The sequence below is a fragment of the Streptomyces sp. NPDC090106 genome (genome assembly GCF_044747265.1).
GTDB lineage: Bacteria > Actinomycetota > Actinomycetes > Streptomycetales > Streptomycetaceae > Streptomyces.
The window spans coordinates 89,061-106,616 of record NZ_JBIVDS010000013.1 but is presented as its reverse complement, the minus strand read 5'-3'; the positions used below and the strand labels follow the sequence as shown (position 1 = coordinate 106,616).

16 protein-coding genes are annotated in these 17,556 nt (G+C 72.9%); 13 read left to right on the top strand and 3 right to left on the bottom strand.

Annotated elements, in window-relative coordinates; genetic code table 11:
* Positions 1-35 precede the first annotated feature (35 nt).
* From rpoZ to ACIPSE_RS34965, 4 genes are all read left to right on the top strand, one after another.
* Positions 36-308 carry a DNA-directed RNA polymerase subunit omega gene (rpoZ, locus tag ACIPSE_RS34980; protein ID WP_039649019.1) on the top strand — a complete coding sequence of 91 codons (273 nt, stop codon included), beginning with the start codon at positions 36-38 and terminating at the stop codon, positions 306-308.
* Between the two features lie 138 nt (positions 309-446).
* Complete coding sequence (coaBC, locus tag ACIPSE_RS34975) at positions 447-1,649, top strand: bifunctional phosphopantothenoylcysteine decarboxylase/phosphopantothenate--cysteine ligase CoaBC (protein ID WP_401670814.1); 1,203 nt, start codon at positions 447-449, stop codon at positions 1,647-1,649.
* A 239-nt stretch (positions 1,650-1,888) separates the two neighbouring features.
* Positions 1,889-3,112: a methionine adenosyltransferase gene (gene metK / locus ACIPSE_RS34970; protein ID WP_401670812.1), complete on the top strand. Its 1,224-nt coding sequence runs from the start codon at positions 1,889-1,891 to the stop codon at positions 3,110-3,112.
* A 145-nt stretch (positions 3,113-3,257) separates the two neighbouring features.
* Complete coding sequence (locus ACIPSE_RS34965) at positions 3,258-5,414, top strand: primosomal protein N' (RefSeq protein ID WP_401670809.1); 2,157 nt, start codon at positions 3,258-3,260, stop codon at positions 5,412-5,414.
* A 486-nt stretch (positions 5,415-5,900) separates the two neighbouring features.
* Here ACIPSE_RS34965 and ACIPSE_RS34960 read toward each other — a convergent pair whose 3' ends face one another.
* The gene (locus tag ACIPSE_RS34960) at positions 5,901-6,452 is read right to left on the bottom strand and encodes a hypothetical protein (RefSeq protein WP_401670806.1); all 552 of its coding nucleotides are present in this window, start codon (positions 6,450-6,452) and stop codon (positions 5,901-5,903) included.
* A 256-nt stretch (positions 6,453-6,708) separates the two neighbouring features.
* On the opposite strand from ACIPSE_RS34960, the gene fmt reads away from it, so the two are divergent.
* Both fmt and ACIPSE_RS34950 read left to right on the top strand, forming a co-directional pair.
* On the top strand, positions 6,709-7,641 hold the full coding sequence (gene fmt, locus ACIPSE_RS34955; RefSeq protein WP_401670803.1) for a methionyl-tRNA formyltransferase: 933 nt from the start codon (positions 6,709-6,711) through the stop codon (positions 7,639-7,641).
* Between the two features lie 60 nt (positions 7,642-7,701).
* On the top strand, positions 7,702-9,129 hold the full coding sequence (locus ACIPSE_RS34950; RefSeq protein WP_401670800.1) for an RsmB/NOP family class I SAM-dependent RNA methyltransferase: 1,428 nt from the start codon (positions 7,702-7,704) through the stop codon (positions 9,127-9,129).
* Between the two features lies 1 nt (position 9,130).
* Here ACIPSE_RS34950 and ACIPSE_RS34945 read toward each other — a convergent pair whose 3' ends face one another.
* Complete coding sequence (locus ACIPSE_RS34945) at positions 9,131-11,311, bottom strand: MMPL family transporter (RefSeq protein WP_401670797.1); 2,181 nt, start codon at positions 11,309-11,311, stop codon at positions 9,131-9,133.
* A 134-nt stretch (positions 11,312-11,445) separates the two neighbouring features.
* Here ACIPSE_RS34945 and rpe point away from each other — a divergent pair, with 134 nt between their 5' ends.
* The 7 genes from rpe (at position 11,446) to ACIPSE_RS34910 (ending at position 16,676) form a co-directional block, all read left to right on the top strand.
* Positions 11,446-12,132 (top strand): ribulose-phosphate 3-epimerase, encoded by a 687-nt coding sequence (rpe, locus tag ACIPSE_RS34940; RefSeq protein ID WP_401670794.1) that lies wholly within the window; start codon positions 11,446-11,448, stop codon positions 12,130-12,132.
* 78 nt (positions 12,133-12,210) lie between these two features.
* Positions 12,211-13,254: a sugar-binding transcriptional regulator gene (locus tag ACIPSE_RS34935; RefSeq protein ID WP_401670791.1), complete on the top strand. Its 1,044-nt coding sequence runs from the start codon at positions 12,211-12,213 to the stop codon at positions 13,252-13,254.
* A 40-nt stretch (positions 13,255-13,294) separates the two neighbouring features.
* Complete coding sequence (locus ACIPSE_RS34930; protein WP_401670788.1) at positions 13,295-13,666, top strand: ribonuclease domain-containing protein; 372 nt, start codon at positions 13,295-13,297, stop codon at positions 13,664-13,666.
* Positions 13,663-13,968, top strand: coding sequence for a barstar family protein (locus tag ACIPSE_RS34925; RefSeq protein ID WP_401670785.1), 306 nt, complete (start codon positions 13,663-13,665; stop codon positions 13,966-13,968). The genes ACIPSE_RS34930 and ACIPSE_RS34925 overlap by 4 nt, the downstream gene beginning before the upstream one ends.
* Positions 13,969-14,097: 129 nt before the next feature.
* On the top strand, positions 14,098-15,540 hold the full coding sequence (locus ACIPSE_RS34920; RefSeq protein WP_401671304.1) for a GuaB1 family IMP dehydrogenase-related protein: 1,443 nt from the start codon (positions 14,098-14,100) through the stop codon (positions 15,538-15,540).
* Between the two features lie 67 nt (positions 15,541-15,607).
* Positions 15,608-16,096 (top strand): GNAT family N-acetyltransferase, encoded by a 489-nt coding sequence (locus tag ACIPSE_RS34915; protein WP_401670782.1) that lies wholly within the window; start codon positions 15,608-15,610, stop codon positions 16,094-16,096.
* A gap of 127 nt (positions 16,097-16,223) precedes the next feature.
* Positions 16,224-16,676: an Lrp/AsnC family transcriptional regulator gene (locus ACIPSE_RS34910; protein WP_401670779.1), complete on the top strand. Its 453-nt coding sequence runs from the start codon at positions 16,224-16,226 to the stop codon at positions 16,674-16,676.
* An 18-nt stretch (positions 16,677-16,694) separates the two neighbouring features.
* Here ACIPSE_RS34910 and ACIPSE_RS34905 read toward each other — a convergent pair whose 3' ends face one another.
* On the bottom strand, positions 16,695-17,435 hold the full coding sequence (locus tag ACIPSE_RS34905) for a GntR family transcriptional regulator (protein ID WP_401670776.1): 741 nt from the start codon (positions 17,433-17,435) through the stop codon (positions 16,695-16,697).
* Positions 17,436-17,556 lie beyond the last annotated feature (121 nt).

Below are 17,556 nucleotides of genomic sequence, written 5' to 3'. Positions count from 1 at the left end.
TCTTAGATCTCATCCCAACTTTCGGAAGGCAGAGCGTGTCCTCTTCCATCACCGCTCCCGAGGGCATCATCAACCCTCCGATCGACGAGCTCCTCGAGGCCACCGACTCGAAGTACAGCCTCGTGATCTACGCGGCCAAGCGCGCCCGTCAGATCAACGCGTACTACTCGCAGCTCGGCGAGGGCCTCCTCGAGTACGTCGGTCCGCTCGTCGACACCCACGTGCACGAGAAGCCGCTCTCGATCTCGCTCCGTGAGATCAACGCGGGTCTGCTGACGTCCGAGGCCATCGAGGGCCCCGCGCAGTAGCACGCATCTCTCGCGGTTGACTTGTCCACAGGCCCGGCAGCACGACTGCCGGGCCTGTGGTCTGCTCAGGGGGTGCGGGGCCCGCTCCCCGCGCCGTGATGCAGCATGGAGCCGTTCGTTTCGATGTGGGGAGGTCCGGTGGGCAAGCCGAAGGTCGTGCTGGGGGTCAGCGGCGGGATCGCCGCGTACAAGGCGTGCGAGCTGCTGCGCAGACTGACCGAGTCCGGACACGACGTGCGCGTGGTCCCCACCGGCTCCGCCCTGCACTTCGTCGGAGCGGCCACCTGGTCGGCGCTCTCCGGCCACCCCGTCTCCACCGAGGTCTGGGACGACGTCCACGAGGTGCCGCACGTCCGCATCGGCCAGCACGCCGACCTGGTCGTGGTCGCCCCCGCCACCGCCGACATGCTGGCCAAGGCGGCCCACGGCCTCGCCGACGACCTCCTGACGAACACCCTCCTCACCGCCCGCTGCCCCGTCGTCTTCGCCCCCGCCATGCACACCGAGATGTGGGAGCACCCGGCCACCCAGGAGAACGTGGCGACCCTGCGCCGCCGGGGCGCCGTCGTCATCGAACCCGCCGTGGGCCGTCTCACCGGCGTCGACACCGGCAAGGGCCGGCTGCCCGACCCGACGGAGATCTTCGAGGTCTGCCGGCGCGTCCTGGCCCGCGGGGCGGGACAGGCGGACCTCGCCGGACGCCATGTCGTCGTCAGCGCCGGCGGCACCCGCGAGCCCCTCGACCCGGTCCGGTTCCTCGGCAACCGCTCCTCCGGCAAACAGGGGTACGCCCTCGCCCGCACCGCCGCCGCGCGGGGCGCCCGGGTCACCCTGGTCGCCGCGAACACGGGGCTGCCGGACCCGGCGGGCGTGGATGTCGTGGCCGTCGGCACCGCCGTGCAGATGCGCGAGGCGGTGCTGAAGGCCGCGGCCGACGCCGACGCGGTCGTGATGGCGGCGGCTGTCGCCGACTTCCGCCCCGAGACCTACGCCGCCGGGAAGATCAAGAAGAAGGACGGCCAGGAGCCCGAGCCCATCGTCCTGGTGCGAAATCCGGACATTCTCGCCGAGATCTCGGCCGAGCGCGCCCGGCCCGCCCAGGTGGTCGTCGGCTTCGCCGCGGAGACGGACGACGTCCTGGCCAACGGGCGCACCAAGCTCGCCCGCAAAGGGTGCGACCTCCTCGTCGTCAACGAGGTGGGAGAGCGTAAGACCTTCGGGGCGGAGGAGAACGAGGCCGTGGTGCTCGGCGCCGACGGCAGCGAGACGGCCGTCCCGCACGGGCCCAAGGAAGCACTGGCCGAAATCGTGTGGGACCTGGTGGTCCGGCGCCTGAGCTGAATGTTTCATTCGCTTCACGGCACCCCCACACCTCTGTAATTCGGGTGTGGCGGCCCTGGTCAAGCGGACCCGGGATTGGGCAGAATGCCCGTGCCGCAGGTCACAGCGCTTCCGCGTGGCGAGACAGGTGGGCCCGTGGCCGAGCGCGACCGATAAACTGTTCTCGGACGATGCCGGGCGCAGCCCCCGTCCCGTCCGCCCATGATCAGCCAGCAGCCGCTGCAACCCCAGGGAGCGTTGTGTCCCGTCGTTTGTTCACCTCGGAGTCCGTGACCGAGGGTCACCCCGACAAGATCGCTGACCAGATCAGTGACACCATTCTCGACGCGCTTCTGCGCGAGGACCCGACCTCCCGGGTCGCGGTCGAGACCCTGATCACGACCGGTCTGGTGCACGTGGCCGGTGAGGTCACCACCAAGGCGTACGCGCCGATCCCGCAGCTCGTGCGGGAGAAGATCCTCCAGATCGGCTACGACTCCTCCAAGAAGGGCTTCGACGGCGCCTCCTGCGGCGTCTCGGTGTCCATCGGCTCCCAGTCCCCCGACATCGCGCAGGGCGTCGACACCGCCTACGAGAAGCGGGTCGAGGGTGCCTCCCGGAGGGAAGAGGAGGACGAGCTGGACAAGCAGGGCGCGGGCGACCAGGGCCTGATGTTCGGCTACGCGACGGACGAGACGCCGACGCTGATGCCGCTCCCGATCTTCCTCGCGCACCGCCTGTCGAGCCGCCTCTCCGAGGTCCGCAAGAACGGCACCATCCCCTACCTGCGCCCCGACGGCAAGACGCAGGTCACCATCGAGTACGACGGCGACAAGGCCGTCCGTCTCGACACCGTGGTCGTCTCCTCGCAGCACGCGAGCGACATCGACCTGGAGTCGCTCCTCGCGCCCGACATCCGCGAGTTCGTGGTCGAGCCGGAGCTGAAGGCGCTGCTCGACGACGGCATCAAGCTCGACACCGAGAACTACCGCCTCCTGGTGAACCCCACCGGCCGTTTCGAGATCGGCGGCCCGATGGGCGACGCCGGCCTCACCGGCCGCAAGATCATCATCGACACCTACGGCGGCATGGCCCGGCACGGCGGCGGCGCCTTCTCCGGCAAGGACCCGTCGAAGGTGGACCGTTCGGCCGCGTACGCGATGCGCTGGGTCGCCAAGAACGTCGTCGCCGCTGGCCTCGCCTCCCGCTGCGAGGTCCAGGTCGCGTACGCGATCGGCAAGGCCGAGCCCGTCGGCCTCTTCGTCGAGACCTTCGGCACCCACAAGGTCGAGACCGAGAAGATCGAGAAGGCCATCGACGACGTCTTCGACCTGCGTCCGGCCGCGATCATCCGCGACCTCGACCTGCTGCGCCCGATCTACGCCCAGACGGCGGCCTACGGCCACTTCGGCCGTGAGCTCCCCGACTTCACCTGGGAGAGGACGGACCGCGTGGACGCGCTCCGCAAGGCGGCGGGTCTGTAAGGAACGCACAGTGGTACCGCCGCGAGCGGTACGGCTGAGGCCATAGGCGGTACGGCACTTCACCGGGGCCCGGTGTCCATGGGACGCCGGGCCCCGGTGCGTCCGGGGGCCGGTCGTTGTCGGTCGCGTTTGGTAAGAATGCAGGGTGAGCAGCGAGAACGGGCCGGGGGACCAAGGCGGGGGAGAGGGTGCCCCGCCCGAGCAGCTCGCCCTGATCCGGGAGAGTGTGCGCAAGGCCAAGGTGCCGAGGGCGAAGCCCCGGACCTGGCGGGGAGCCGCGCTGGCGGAGGAACTCCCGGTCGCGCGGGTGCTGGTGGACAAGGGCGTGCTGCACCTCGACCGGTACTTCGACTACGCGGTGCCCGCCGAACTGGACGCCGACGCGCAGCCGGGGGTGCGCGTGCGGGTGCGGTTCGGGGCCGGGCGGCACCGGGTGCGGGACGGACGCCGTGAGGGCGGAGGACTGATCGACGGCTTCCTCGTCGAGAGGCTCGCCGAGAGCGACTACTCCGGGCCGCTCGCCGCGCTCGCCCAGGTCGTCTCGCCCGAGCCCGTACTGAGCGCCGAACTGCTGGCGCTCGCACGCGGTGTCGCCGACCGGTACGCCGGGAGCCTCGCCGATGTGCTCCAGCTCGCCGTGCCGCCGCGCAGCGCCCGCGCCGAACAACGGCCCTCACCGCAACCGCTGCCGCCGCCCGCCGCGCCCGAGGCCGGCTCCTGGGCGCGCTACGAGCAGGGCATGGCGTTCGTGGAGGCGCTCGCGGCGGGCGGCGCGCCACGTGCCGTGTGGAACGCCCTGCCCGGACCCGAGTGGGCCGACGAGGTGGCGCGGGCCGTCGTGGCCACCCTCGCCTCCGGACGCGGGGCCCTGGTCGTCGTGCCCGACGGGCGGGTGGTCGCCCGGGTCGACGCCGCGCTGACCTCGCTCATGGGGGAGGGACGGCACGCCGTGCTCACCGCCGACGCCGGGCCGGAGAAGCGGTACCGGCAGTGGCTGGCCGTGCGGCGCGGCGCCGTACGGGCCGTGGTGGGCACCCGGGCCGCCATGTTCGCCCCGGTGCGGGACCTCGGGCTGGTCGTCCTCTGGGACGACGGCGACGACAGCCACAGCGAGCCGCACGCCCCGCAACCCCACGCGCGCGAGGTGCTGTTGCTGCGGGCCGCGCAGGACAGATGCGGGTTCCTGCTCGGGAGCTGGAGCTGCACGGTGGAGGCCGCGCAGCTCGTCGAGAGCGGCTGGGCGCGGCCCCTCGTCGCCGCCCGCGAACAGGTGCGGGGTGCCGCGCCGCTGGTACGGACCGTGGGGGACGGGGATCTCGCGCGCGACGAGGCGGCGCGGGCGGCCCGGCTGCCGACGCTCGCCTGGCAGGCCGTCCGGGAGGGGCTGAAGCAGGGGCCGGTGCTCGTCCAGGTGCCCCGGCGCGGGTACGTGCCGCGGATGGCGTGCGCCAACTGCCGGGCGCCCGCGCGGTGCCGGCACTGCTCCGGGCCGCTGGAGGCGCGGGAGGGCGGCGCCGATCTGCGGTGCGGGTGGTGCGGGAAGGACGAGGGCGCCTGGCACTGCGCGGAGTGCGGCGGCTTCCGGCTGCGCGCGCAGGTCGTGGGCGCGCGGCGGACCGCCGAGGAACTGGGGCGGGCGTTTCCCGCCGTGCCCGTGCGGACCTCGGGGCGCGAGCATGTGCTGGACACCGTGCCGGGGGCGCCCGCGCTGGTGGTCAGCACGCCGGGTGCCGAACCCGTCGCCGAGGGCGGCTACGCGGCGGCGCTGCTGCTCGACGGCTGGGCCATGCTCGGCCGGCCCGACCTGCGCGCCGGGGAGGACGCGCTGCGCCGCTGGATCGCCGCCGCCGGGCTGGTACGGCCGCAGGGCGCCGGGGGCACCGTGGTCGTCGTCGCCGAGCCCACGCTGCGGCCGGTGCAGGCGCTGGTGCGCTGGGACCCCGTCGGGCACGCGGTGCGGGAGCTCTCCGAGCGGGCCGAGCTGGGCTTCCCCCCGGTGTCACGGATGGCGGCCGTGTCCGGCCCCCCCGCGCTCGTCGCCGAGTTCCTCGGTGCCGTGGAACTCCCCGGCGAGGCCGAGGTGCTGGGCCCCATCCCTCTCCCCGTGACCGGCGAACGCGGCCCCCGCCGGGTGGGCGCGCCGCCCGCGGGCGAGCAGTGGGAACGGGCGCTGATCCGGGTGCCCCCGGGGAAGGGCGCCGCGATGGCGGCCGCTCTCAAGGCGGCTCAGGCGGCCAGGACGGCGCGCGGGAGCGCGGAGACAGGGGTTCGGCTGCGGATCGATCCACCCGACATCGGGTGACGGGGTGTTGGGTCGGCCGGGGAGTGCTGGGCGGCGCCGGACTTCGGGGTGCTGTGTGGGGCCCTCGGTGCAGGCAGGAGGGCGTACGACGGGCGGAAAGGGGCGGTGGATTCGGTGACGCGTGACCTCGGCGACCGTCGGATCGGCACGTTTCGTTTCGGCGGAGGATGAGTTCGCGGGGCCCGGGGCTCTTGGGACTCTGTCTCCTGGCGCGCATGGCTTCCGGCGATGCGGCCTTCGGTGCGTGCCGGATGTGGCGTGGCGTCGGCCATGGCAGGCGCCGAACACGGCAGTGCGTCGGCGAGGGGGGGCGCCGCGTAGCGGGAGGGCCGTGCATCGGGAGCGTGAGCGCGTCGAAGGAGCTCCCTCGAAGGACCTGGGTCAGACGTACTTGTCCCTGGCGAGTCCCGGCGTCGTCCCCGGCGTTCCGCCGAACACGTCCGCCCTCCCGAGGGCGTCCCGGGAGGGCGGTGGGGGAAAGGCGGCTCAGCCGTTGCGGGGGCCGGGGAACGCCGTGGGCCTGGGGTCCTCGCGCAGGGCCGGGCTGCCCGCCGTGGGCTGGGTCGGCATCGAGCGGGCGGCGGGGACCGTCGGCATGGCGGGCATCACGGGCATGCCGGTGTTGACGCTGACCGTACGGGTGCCCGACGGCTCGGTGGTGCGTTCGGCGTCGGCCGCCGCCTGGGCCGCGGCCCGGCGCGCGCCGTAACGCCGGTGCACCGCCTGCTTGGTGACCCCGAGCGCGGAGCCCACCGCGTCCCACGAGAAGCCCAGTGAACGGTCGAAGTCGACCGCGGCCGTGACGAGGGTCTCGACGCTGTCGCGCAGCTCCTGCGCGAGCCGGACCGTCGGCGCGGGAGCCCGGCCGTAGACGACGAAGCCCGTGGAGGGGCCGGAGCGGCGCGGACGGTAGACGTTGCCCAGCTGGGCGGTGAGCGTGCGCAACGCGTCCACCTGCCGGCGGACCCGCTCGATGTCCCGCACCAGCAAGTGCAGGCTGGCCCGAGCCTGGGCGTCGTGGGTTGCGTGGTCGGCCATGAAGAAGCCTCTCGAACCAGGTCGAAGAAAAGGATCGGGCCGTGCTGAAGCGGCCCGTGGGGTCAACTCTTTCTTGACCAACGCGTGGACGCTCCGCTGGTCACGCAGAGGGGGCGTACCGGCATATGCGTGCGCCCGCGGGACGGGGTTCGCGCCTCGCTCCGGCGGGAGCAGGCTCCGTCGGCGGTCGTCGGCCCGCGGTCATAGACTTGGGGCCGCCCGCCCGCCACCCCGCCCGAGAGGCCCCAACCCACCCATGAAGCTGGTCTTCGCCGGTACCCCCGAGGTCGCTGTTCCCGCACTCGACGCCCTGATCGCCTCCGGGCGGCACGAGGTGGCCGCTGTCGTCACGCGGCCCGACGCGCCGGCCGGGCGGGGACGCAGGCTCGTCGCGAGTCCGGTCGCGGAGCGGGCGGTGGAGGCGGGCATCGAGGTGCTGAAGCCCGTCAAGCCGCGGGACCCGGAGTTCCTGGAGCGGCTGCGGGCCATCGCCCCCGACTGCTGCCCGGTCGTCGCGTACGGCGCGCTCCTGCCGCGCGTCGCCCTCGACGTGCCCGCGCGGGGCTGGGTCAATCTGCACTTCTCGCTGCTGCCCGCCTGGCGCGGCGCCGCCCCCGTCCAGCACTCGATCATGAGCGGGGACGAGATCACCGGCGCGTCCACCTTCCTCATCGAGGAGGGCCTCGACTCCGGTCCCGTCTACGGCACCGTCACCGAGGAGATCCGGACCACCGACACCAGCGGCGACCTCCTGACCCGGCTCGCCTTCGCCGGTGCCGGGCTGCTCGCCGCGACCATGGACGGCATCGAGGACGGCACCCTGAAGGCCGTACCGCAGCCCGGCGACGGCATCACGCTCGCCCCGAAGATCACCGTCGAGGACGCGCGGGTCGAGTGGGCCGCGCCCGCGCTGCGGGTCGACCGGGTCGTGCGCGGGTGCACCCCCGCCCCCGGTGCCTGGACCGTCTTCCGGGACGAGCGGCTCAAGCTGATCCAGGTCGTGCCGGTGCCCGACCGGACCGACCTCGCGCCGGGGCAGCTCGCCGTCGGCAAGAACAGCGTCCACGTCGGCACCGGCTCCTACGCCGTCGAGCTGCTGTGGGTGCAGGCGCAGGGCAAGAAGCCCATGAAGGCCGCCGACTGGGCGCGCGGGGTCCGCATCGGCGACGGCGAGACCCTCGGCGCCTAGCACCGGGGCGGGACGTACCCTTGGGGCGTATCCCTTCATCACATCCGGAGCACCTTTTTCGTGAGCGACCAGTCCCCTCGGCCCCGTACGTCCGGCAAGCCCTACCGCCGGCCCAAGAAGGACCCCGTCCGCATGCTCGCCTTCGAGGCGCTGCGGGCGGTCGACGAGCGGGACGCCTACGCGAACCTCGTCCTGCCGCCGCTGCTGCGCAAGGCGCGGGAGAAGGAGGGGCCGGAGAAGTTCGACGGACGGGACGCCGCCCTCGCCACCGAGCTGGTGTACGGCACGCTGCGGCGGCAGGGCACCTACGACGCCGTCATCGCCGCCTGCATCGACCGGCCGCTGCGCGAGGTCGACCCGCCGGTGCTGGACGTGCTGAGCCTCGGCGTGCACCAGCTCCTCGGGACGCGCATCCCCACGCACGCCGCCGTCTCCGCCTCCGTGGAGCTGGCCCGGGTGGTGCTCGGCGACGGGCGGGCCAAGTTCGTCAACGCCGTGCTGCGCAAGGTCGCCCAGGACGACCTGGACGGCTGGGTCGCCAAGGTCGCCCCGCCCTACGAGGACGACCCCGAAGAGCATCTCGCCGTCGTGCACTCGCATCCCCGGTGGGTCGTCTCCGCCCTGTGGGACTCGCTCGGCGGCGGACGGGCCGGCATCGAGGCGCTGCTCGCGGCCGACAACGAACGGCCCGAGGTCACCCTCGTCGCCCGGCCGGGCCGCGCCACGACCGGGGAGCTGCTCACGGAGGAGTCCGCCGTGCCCGGGCGCTGGTCGCCGTACGCCGTGCGGCTGGCCGAGGGCGGCGAGCCCGGGGCCATCGAGGCCGTGCGGACGGGCCGTGCGGGCGTGCAGGACGAGGGCAGCCAGCTCGTCGCGACCGCCCTCGCCAACGCGCCCCTGGACGGACCCGACGAGCGGTGGCTCGACGGATGCGCCGGACCCGGCGGCAAGGCCGCGCTCCTCGCCGCGCTCGCCGCCGAGCGGGGGGCCGCGCTGCTCGCCTCCGAGAAGCAGCCGCACCGGGCCGGACTCGTGGCCAAGGCGCTGGCCGGGAACCCGGGGCCGTACCAGGTCATCGCCGCGGACGGCACCCGCCCGCCGTGGCGGGCCGGGTCCTTCGACCGGGTCCTGATGGACGTGCCCTGCACCGGACTCGGCGCGCTGCGCCGCAGGCCCGAGGCACGGTGGCGGCGGCGCCCCGAGGACCTGGAGGGCTTCGGGCCGCTCCAGCGCGAACTGTTCCTCACGGCGCTCGACTCCGTGCGGGTCGGCGGGGTCGTCGGCTACGCCACCTGCTCGCCGCATCTCGCCGAGACGCGGGCCGTGGTCGCCGACGTGCTCAAGCAGCGGCCCGACAGCGAACTCGTCGACGCGCGCCCGCTGCTGCCCGGCGTGCCCGATCTGGGCGAGGGGCCGGACGTCCAGCTGTGGCCGCATCTGCACGGCACGGACGCCATGTACCTGGCGATCGTCCGGCGCACGGGCTGAGCTACTCCGGCGCTCGGCCGGCCGGCTCCGCCTCGGTCGGCACGGGCGCGTTCCCGTCCTCCCGGGACAGCCGGTCCGGCCACCACACCTTCGGGCCGACGTCCAGGAACAGGGACGTCACCAGCACCGAGCGCACCACGAACGTGTCCAGCAGCACGCCCAGCGCCACCGCGAACCCGATCTCGGCGAAGGCCACCATGGGCAGCGTGCCGAGGGCGGCGAAGGTGCCGGCGAGGACCAGGCCCGCGGAGGTGATGACCGCGCCCGTCGCGGCGAGGCCGGTCACCACCCCGGTACGGGTCCCCTGGCGGGCCGCCTCCTCGCGGATACGGGTCGTCAGGAAGATGTTGTAGTCGATGCCCAGGGCCACCAGGAAGACGAAGACGAACAGCGGGAAGTCCGTCGACTCGCCCGCGTAGTCGAAGACGTACCGGAAGAACAGCGCGCTGATGCCGAGCGCCGCCGTGAACGACAGGATCACCGTCCCGATCAGCAGCACCGGTGCGACCAGGGCGCGCAGCAGGAAGCCCAGGATCAGCAGCACCACGACCAGCACCAGCGGGATGATCAGCTTGTTGTCGTGCGCGGTGGCCCGGTCCATGTCCAGCAGGGCTGCCGTACCGCCGCCCACCAGGGCGTCCGCGTCGGGCACCGCGTGCACGGCGTCCCGCACCCGGTCGACGGTCTGCTTCGCCGCCTCGCTGTCGGCGGGGTCGGTCATCGTCGCCTCGAAGAGCACCTGGCCCTCGTGCACCGGTTTCGTGCCCGGCGGCACACCGAGCGAGTCGGGCACGACGCCCTCGGTGGCGGCGACGGCCGCGCCGACCTCGCGGGCCCGGGCCTCGTCGCTGATGATGACGAGCGGGTCGCCGCTGCCCGCCGGGAAGTACGTCTCGGAGACCTCCTGGCCGGCGATCGAGTCCGGCTTCCCGGTGAACGCGTCCGCGTTGCTGATGCCCTCGGCCTTGAGCTGGATCAGCCCCAGCGAGCAGATCGCCAGGACCACCGCGGTGACGGCCCAGGTCAGGCGCGGGCGGCGGGCGATACGGCGGCCCAGCCGGGCCCAGATGCCGCTGTCGGTGGGGTCGGACGAGCCGAGGTGCGGGACGGCCGGCCAGAAGATCCACCGGCCGCAGATCACCAGCAGCGCCGGGAACAGGGTCATCATCGCCAGCAGCGCCACCGCCACGCCGATCGCGGCCACCGGACCGAGCCCGCGCGTGGAGTTCATCTCCGCCACCAGCAGCACCAGCATGCTCAGGACGACGGTCGCGCCGGAGGCGATCACCGCCGGGCCCGCGCGGTGCAGGGCGAGCGCCATCGCCTCGTGCCGGTCGTCGTGCCGGCGCAGCTCCTCCCGGTAGCGGGCGACCAGCAACAGGGCGTAGTCCGTCCCCGCGCCGAACACGAGCACCGTCAGGATGCCCGCGCTCTGGCCGTTGACGGTGAGGCCCGCGTGCTCCGCGAGGAGGTAGATGAAGGCCTGCGCGGTGAACAGGGCGACGATCACCGAGAGCAGGGGCACCAGGAGCAGGGTGGGGCTGCGATAGGTGATCAGCAGCATCACGATCACCACGGCCATCGCCGACAGCAGCAGCGTCGAGTCGATCCCCTCGAACGCCTCGGAGAAGTCCGCGGAGGTTCCGCCGGGGCCGGTGATGTGCACGGCGAACCCGGCGCTTCCCGTGCCGACGATCTCCCGGATCGAGTCGACCGCGGGCGCGATCTCGTCCCAGCCCTTCTCGTCCATGGTGATCGGGACATAGACCTGCGCCGCGCGCGGGTCCGTCTCCCGGTCGTACGTCGGACCGCGCGTCTCGGCGCCCCGTACGCCGTGGGCGCGGAGCTGCTCGATCTGCCGGACGTCGTCCTCGATGCGGGCCCGGTCGGCCGCGGTGAGGCCGCTCTCGCGGGCGTACACGACCACCGCGGGAATCTGCTCGGGCCTGAAGTCCTTGGAGATCTCCAGGACTTGGGTGGACTCCGCCGAGCCCGGCAGCCAGGACGCGGCGTCGTTGTCCTGGGCGTCGGTGAGCTTCGCCGCGAAGGGTGCCGTCAGGAAGAGCACCGCCAGCCACAGGAACAGCACCACCCACTTGGCCCGGCGTCCGCAGACGAGATGCGCGATGCCCCGGCCCCTGCCCCCGTCCTCGCCCGGGACCACGTCTCGGTCGTTCGTCATGGCCACCCCCGCAGCCGTTCGCCCGCACGCTCGGCGGCCCAATATGTCACGCGGGGCCCGTTCCCGGCATCCGGTGAACGGCTCAGGTCCGGACCGGGGCGAACACAAGTGCCCGGACGTGGGAGGCTTGGGGCATGGCCGCGCAGATCAACCCCAGCATCCTGTCCGCAGACTTCGCCCGCCTCGCGGACGAGGCGAAGGCGGTGGAGGGAGCCGACTGGCTCCACGTCGACGTCATGGACAACCATTTCGTCCCGAACCTCACGCTCGGTGTGCCGGTCGTAGAGTCCCTGGCCCGGGCGACGGACACTCCGCTGGACTGCCATCTGATGATCGAGGCCCCCGATCGGTGGGCACCTCAGTACGTCGAGGCGGGGGCCGGTTCGGTCACCTTCCACGTCGAGGCCGCCGCCGCCCCGGTCCGGCTCGCCCGGGAGATCCGCGCCAAGGGCGCCCGCGCCTCCATGGCGCTGAAGCCGGCGACGCCGATCGAGCCGTACGAGGACCTGCTCCCCGAGCTCGACATGCTGCTGATCATGACCGTGGAGCCGGGCTTCGGCGGGCAGGCCTTCCTCGACATCATGCTCCCGAAGATTCGCCGCACCCGCGAGTTGATCAGCAAGCACGGACTCGAACTGTGGCTCCAGGTCGACGGCGGAGTCTCCGCCTCGACCATCGAGCGGTGCGCCGACGCGGGCGCCGACGTCTTCGTCGCCGGTTCGGCGGTGTACAACGCGTCCGACCCGGCCGAGGCGGTCCGCGCGCTGCGCGGCCAGGCGGAATCCGCCACGGCGAAGGCCTCCTGGGCATGCGGACACTGAACCAAGAGAACGTGAACGGCTCCGATCAGGGCTGATCAAGTCCGCCGGATCTGCAAGGATGAACGGCGAATCCAGAGTGTGAACAGCAGTGAGGAGATGGCCGTGTCGGGTATGTCGGCGGGCCGGTCAGCCATGCGGATGGGACCCGCTGAGCTGGTGCAGGCGGCGGCCATGGCCCGCCGCTTCTATCTTGAGGGCAAGTCCAAGATCCAGATCGCCGAGGAGTTCGGCGTGAGCCGCTTCAAGGTGGCGCGGGTCCTGGAGACCGCTCTCGAGAGGGATCTCGTGCGGATCGAGATCCGCGTCCCGGCCGAGCTGGACGCCGAGCGCTCGGACGCGCTGCGCGCCCGGTACGGCCTCAGGCACGCGGTCGTCGTGGAGTCCCCGGCCGACGCCGAGGAGTCGCCCGACCCGGAGAATCTCGGCGAGGTGGCCGCCGACCTGCTCGGTGAGCTGGTCGACGAGGGCGATGTGCTGGGCCTGGCCTGGGGCCGGTCCACCATCCACATGGCCGCCGCCCTCGACCGGCTGCCGCCCTGCACGGTCGTGCAGCTGACCGGTGTCTACGACGCCGGGACCGCCGAGCGCGGCTCCGTGGAGGCGGTACGGCGCGCCGCGCAGGTGTCGGGCGGCGACGCCCACCCCATCTACGCGCCGATGCTGCTGCCCGACGCGGCCACCGCGGCGGCGCTGCGCCACCAGACGGGGATCGCGCGGGCCTTCGAGTACTTCGACAAGGTCACCGTCGCGTGTGTCTCCATCGGCTCCTGGGAGCCCGGGATCTCGACGGTCCACGACATGCTCAGCGACGACGAGCGGTCGCACTACGCGTCCCTCGGGGTCGCCGCCGAGATGTCCGCGCACCTCTTCGACGCCCAGGGGCGCCGGGTGGGCCGGGACCTCGGCGAGCGGTGCATCACCGTCAAGGCCGACCAGCTGCGCCGCATCCCCGAGGTCGTGGCGATCGCGGGCGGGGCGCGCAAGGCGATGGCGATCGACGCGGTGCTGCGGTCGGGGCTCGTCACCAGCCTCGTCACCGACACGTCGGCGGCCGACGTGCTGATGGCGGCGGGGCCGACGCCGAAGCCCGCGCTCAACCGGACCGACCCGGACGGTCTCTGACGGAAGGTCGTCGGGGGCGGGCCGTGGCAGCGTGGGGGACATGCTGCTGCGGTTCGTCTCCCGGGTGCTGCTGTGCGTGCTGGTGCTGGCCGGCTGCGCCCCGACCGACGCCGGTGCCCCCGCGTGGGCCAGCGACCTGGCCACCGTCCGGGAGTCCCGGCTGCCCGTCCAGGCGCGGGAGACGCTGCGGCTCATCGACGCGGGCGGGCCGTTCCCGTACCGCAAGGACGGCAGTGTCTTCGGGAACTTCGAGAAGCTGCTGCCCGCCCGACAGCGCGGTTACTACCACGAATACACCGTTCCCACGCCGGGCTCGCGCGATCGCGGAGCCCGGCGCATTGTCACCGGGCGGGGCGACGAGATCTACTACACCGATGATCACTACGACTCGTTCAGGGCGGTGCTGAGATGACGGAGGCCGTCGTCACGCTGGACCTCGCCGGCGTCGGGGACAAGGCGGACCTCATGGACCGCTGCGCCCGGGATCTGTCGCTGCCGGACTGGTTCGGCCGCAACTGGGACGCGCTGGCCGACGTCCTCCGCGACCCGGGATTCTGGCCGGAGGCGGCCGTCGAGGCGGGGATCGTCGTCGTCGTACGGAACTGGGAGCGGTACGCCGGGGCGCGGCCCGAGCAGTGGGCGGTGGCCCGCGAGGTGTTCTCCGAGGCCTCCGCGGTCACGGTGGCGCTCGCCCTTGGAGGAACCTCCGAATGATCCTCTGACCTGCTTGGACGATGTGACCGGGCATCGCATTCCGGTCGGCGTGGGAGAATGAAGTACGTGCTCTTCCCCCTTGGCTGACCTGTCCGGGGGCGACCTCTGATCGACTGGGATGTGCAGCACGTGCGTTTCCTCAACGACATCCAGCCCCCGTACGACCTCACCTACGACGACGTCTTCATGGTCCCGAGCCGCAGCGCCGTCGGCTCGCGGCAGGGCGTGGATCTCAGCTCCCCGGACGGCTCGGGCACCACGATCCCGCTGGTCGTCGCCAACATGACGGCCATCGCCGGACGCCGGATGGCCGAGACGATGGCCCGGCGCGGCGGCCTGGTCGTCATCCCGCAGGACATCCCGATCGACGTCGTCACCGATGTCATCTCCTGGGTCAAGAGCCGCCACCACGTCCTGGACACCCCGATCGTGCTGGCCCCGCACCAGACCGTCGCCGACGCGCTGGCCCTGCTGCCCAAGCGCGCGCACAACGCCGGGGTCGTCGTCGACGAGGACCGCCGTCCCGTGGGTGTCGTCACCGACCAGGACCTGACCGGCGTCGACCGCTTCACGCAGCTCGGCGAGGTCATGTCGCGCGACCTGCTGCTGGTCGACGCGGACATCGACCCGCGCGAGGCCTTCCACCGCCTCGACACCGCCAACCGGCGCTACGCCCCCGCCGTCGACGCGGAGGGCCGTCTCGCCGGCATCCTGACCCGCAAGGGCGCCCTGCGCGCCACGTTGTACTCGCCCGCCGTCGACGCGGACGGCAAGCTGCGGGTCGCCGCCGCAGTCGGCATCAACGGCGACGTCGCGGGCAAGGCCAAGCAGCTTCTGGACGCGGGCGTCGACACGCTCGTCATCGACACGGCGCATGGCCACCAGGAGTCGATGATCAGCGCGATCAAGGTCGTCCGGGCGCTCGACCCGCACGTCCCGATCGTGGCCGGGAACATCGTCGCCGCCGAGGGCGTGCGCGACCTGATCGAGGCGGGCGCGGACATCATCAAGGTCGGAGTGGGCCCCGGCGCCATGTGCACCACCCGCATGATGACCGGCGTCGGCCGACCTCAGTTCTCCGCGGTCCTGGAGTGCGCGGCCGAGGCGAAGAAGTACGGCAAGCACGTGTGGGCCGACGGCGGTGTCCGCCACCCGCGCGACGTCGCCATGGCGCTCGCCGCCGGCGCGTCCAACGTGATGATCGGCTCCTGGTTCGCGGGGACCTACGAGTCCCCGGGCGATCTCCAGCAGGACGCCGGCGGGCGTCTGTACAAGGAGTCCTTCGGCATGGCCTCGGCGCGCGCGGTCCGCAACCGCACCTCCGACGAGTCGTCCTACGACCGGGCCCGCAAGGCGCTGTTCGAGGAGGGCATCTCCACCTCCCGCATGTTCCTCGACCCGGCCCGCCCGGGTGTCGAGGACCTGATCGACTCGATCATCGCGGGCGTCCGCTCCTCCTGCACCTACGCCGGCGCGGGCTCCCTGGAGGAGTTCGCCGCGAAGGCCGTCGTCGGCATCCAGAGCGCCGCCGGGTACGCCGAGGGCAAGCCGCTGCACGCCAGCTGGAGCTGAGGCGCGGCCGTGGCCCCCGGCGGAAAACCGGGGGCCGCCGGGGTCCCCCGGCCGTTACGGTCGGGCCATGGAGATCACCGTCTGCGGCCCCGGTGACGTCGAGCTGCTCGACCGGCACATCGGCTCGCCCGGAACCCTGTCGTTCCACGCCCGCCGGTTCGCACGGCAGGAGCGGGGCGAGAGCACCTATCTCGTCGCCTGGCTCGGCCGGCGGCCCGTCGGCCATGCCGAGGTGCGGTGGAACGGCTGCGAGGCCGCCGAGGTCACCGTGCGGTGCCCGGAGATCAACGCCCTGGGCGTCCGGCCCGAGGAGCTGCGCTCGCGCGGCATCGGCACCGCCCTGATCCGCGCCGCCGAGGACCTCGTCGCGCGGCGGGGCATCGCTACCGTCGGCATCGGCGTCGGGAAGGACAACCCGCGCGCGGCGGCGCTGTACGCCCGGCTCGGCTACGAGCCGCTCGTCGCCTACCACGACCGTTGGTCCTACGAGGGCGACGACGGGCAGCCGCACGAGAGCGTCGACGCCTGCGTGTTCCTCACCCGGGACGTGTGCTGAACGCTCCCGGTCAGGGGCCGGACGGCGGCCCGGCTCGTGGTCTACTTCGTGTACGGCCGTCACCGCTTTTGTCCGGCGGCGTCCGCACCCTCGTCACCCGCACCGTCTGAGAAGTGATCGACCCACCGTGCTGAACGATCTCGACGAACGCATCGTGCACGCCCTCGCCGAGGACGCCCGCCGGTCCTTCGCGGACATCGGGCAACTCGTCGGCCTGTCCGCGCCCGCCGTGAAGCGGCGCGTGGACCGGCTGCGGGCGACCGGCGCCATCACCGGCTTCACCGTCCGGGTGGACCCCTCGGCCCTGGGCTGGGAGACCGAGGGGTTCGTCGAGATCTACTGCCGGCACAACACCTCCCCGGACACCATCCGCAAGGGTCTCGAGCGCTACCAGGAGGTCGTCGCCGCCTCCACGGTCACCGGGGACGCGGACGCGGTCGTCCAGGTCTTCGCCTCCGACATGCGGCACTTCGAGCGGGTCCTGGAGCGGATCGCGGGGGAGCCGTTCGTGGAACGCACCAAGTCGGTGCTGGTGCTGTCGCCCCTGCTGCGCCGCTTCTCCTCGGGCTCGCCGGCCTGAGCCGCGCCGCGCGGGCCGTCAGCCGGCCGTCTTGCGGGCCAGCGCGTTGTTGCCGATCGAGTTGTGCACGCTGAAGCTCACCGCGTCCGAACGGTAGCGGTCGTCGGACCACTCGACCGGGCGGCCCTCGCGGGTGGTGGTCACCCGGCGGACCCGCAGCAGCGGGCTGGTGCGGCGGACCGCGAGGAGCTCGGCGTCCTGGGCGCCCGCCGCGACCGCGTCGATGACGTGCTCGCCGTACGCGAAGACCAACCCCGTGTCGTCGTACAGGCGTTGGGTGACCGAGGGGCAGTCGGGTTCGACGGCCTCGACGGTGGGGGAGATCCAGTCGGCGTACACCGTGCGCTCCAGCAGCACCGGTTCGCCGTCCAGGCCGCGGACCCGCAGGACGTGCAGCACCGGTGTGCCGGACGTCAGTTGGAGGCGGATCGCGTCCTCGGCGGTGGCCGGGCGGTACTCCTGGGCCACGACGTGCCCGGTCGCCGCGCGGCCCATCGCCCTCGCCCACTGCGCGAAGCTGCGCAGTTCGGCGAAGCTCTGACTGCGGCGGCTCGCGAGGACCACGCGGCGGGCGCCCTGGCGGGAGCCGATGAGCCCCTCCGCGGTCAGCGCGGCGACCGCCTGACGGACCGTGCCGCGCGAGACCCCGTAGCGCCCGGCGAGTTCCGTCTCGGCGGGCAGCAGGCTGCCGACCGTGTACTCCTCGCGGTCGATCGCCCGGCGCAGTTCGTCGGCGATCTCCTCGTGTCGCGCCCCCATGCTTCCCCTCTGAGTGGCCGGCAGTGCACAGCGTGACCAGGGTAATCGACCCCGGACGGTGACTCGTGGCGGATGGCAATGTCCGGAAAACAGGGGGTCAGGGTTTCGGCAGTGTTTACGA

Coding starts and splice junctions, on each gene's coding strand:
- ACIPSE_RS34960 (WP_401670806.1), bottom strand. CDS start 6,452: ATGGCCGACCACGCAACCCACGACGCCCAGGCTCGGGCCAGCCTGCAC.
- fmt (WP_401670803.1), top strand. CDS start 6,709: ATGAAGCTGGTCTTCGCCGGTACCCCCGAGGTCGCTGTTCCCGCACTC.
- ACIPSE_RS34945 (WP_401670797.1), bottom strand. CDS start 11,311: ATGACGAACGACCGAGACGTGGTCCCGGGCGAGGACGGGGGCAGGGGC.
- rpe (WP_401670794.1), top strand. CDS start 11,446: ATGGCCGCGCAGATCAACCCCAGCATCCTGTCCGCAGACTTCGCCCGC.
- ACIPSE_RS34930 (WP_401670788.1), top strand. CDS start 13,295: ATGCTGCTGCGGTTCGTCTCCCGGGTGCTGCTGTGCGTGCTGGTGCTG.
- ACIPSE_RS34925 (WP_401670785.1), top strand. CDS start 13,663: ATGACGGAGGCCGTCGTCACGCTGGACCTCGCCGGCGTCGGGGACAAG.
- ACIPSE_RS34915 (WP_401670782.1), top strand. CDS start 15,608: ATGGAGATCACCGTCTGCGGCCCCGGTGACGTCGAGCTGCTCGACCGG.
- ACIPSE_RS34905 (WP_401670776.1), bottom strand. CDS start 17,435: ATGGGGGCGCGACACGAGGAGATCGCCGACGAACTGCGCCGGGCGATC.